Origin of the sequence: Methylobacterium sp. B1, from assembly GCF_000333255.1 — a bacterium.
Lineage (GTDB): Bacteria > Pseudomonadota > Alphaproteobacteria > Rhizobiales > Beijerinckiaceae > Methylobacterium > Methylobacterium fujisawaense.
On record NZ_BACT01000904.1, the window covers coordinates 1 to 1,063 of the forward strand.

2 pseudogenes are annotated in these 1,063 nt (G+C 69.1%); one reads left to right on the top strand and one right to left on the bottom strand.

The window, feature by feature from the left end:
• Positions 1-360, top strand: a pseudogene (locus tag I53_RS25645) (hypothetical protein); the annotation flags it as partial.
• 40 nt (positions 361-400) lie between these two features.
• On the opposite strand, the pseudogene I53_RS25650 reads toward I53_RS25645, so the two are convergent.
• Positions 401-928, bottom strand: a pseudogene (locus tag I53_RS25650) (glutamate-1-semialdehyde 2,1-aminomutase); the annotation flags it as partial.
• Positions 929-1,063 lie beyond the last annotated feature (135 nt).

The window sequence follows — 1,063 nt, forward strand, 5'->3', positions numbered from 1 at the left end:
AAGGAAGAGATCAAGTTCGGCTACACCTNGCAACGCAAGGTCGTCCTCCTGGCGATTTGGGCCCTGTCGCCTCTGCCGCTCTATTTCGACCCGAGCCTGTTCGGATTGATCTCACCGCACCAGACCACCGCGGACCTGATCCGCAACGTGGGCTGGATCTGGCTGTGGCTGGCGCTGGCCGGGCTGCTGTTCCGGATGGTGCAACTCTTCGTCCAGCGCGACGTGCAGACCGGTCTCGTCTGGGTCGCCAAGATCCTTACGGACCCGTTTCACGACATCAAGCTCTACCATAAGGCGCCGCTCGCGCTGCTGCACGGCGAACTGGTCGAGGAGCAGGAGCCGCACGAGCGCGGGGCCTAGGGCTGGATCCCGCGCCGAGCGCGCGGCTCGGCGCCCCGGATCAGTCGTGATCCGGGGCGCGCAGGCCCAGCCGGGTGCCGAGCCTGCCCAGGCGCACCGCCGCGACCTCCCGCAGGATCGACCGGCGGATCGCCTTGTCGCTGGGGGCGCCACCCTCCCACCACCCATCCGACCGCATCGCCTGCGCCGCCGCCACGAAGCGCGTCGCCACGGCGTCGAAGGCCGCGTCGTCGTAGGCGAGGCTGAAGATCAACCGGCCGGTCCCGACCCACGACAGGGCCAATCCCTCCGCGCGCAGGTAGAATTGCAGCATCCAGTTGTAGCGCGACGGCTTGGTGTACAGGACCGTCCACACCGTCGACATGTTGGCGACCCGCACCGGCAGGTCGGCGTCCGCCAGCAGGGCGTTGAGGCGCCGCGCCCGCCCGTCCCAGGTCGCGTCGAGGTCGGCATAGAGGGCAGCGACCGCTGGGGTGTCCAGCCGCTCGAGGAACGCGCCCATGGCGCCCATCACGTAGGGATGGGCATTGAAGGTCCCGCGGGCGAAGCAGATCGTGGATGCGGGTCTTGTTGCCGGCCTTGTCGAGCAGATCGAGATAGAGCTTCTCGTTCTCCTTGCTGTCGGCGGGCTTGCCCCACTCGCCCGCGGGCTTCAGCAGCGCGAGGGCGAGGCCGGCCAGGAGCGCGACCGCGGCCTGGGGCA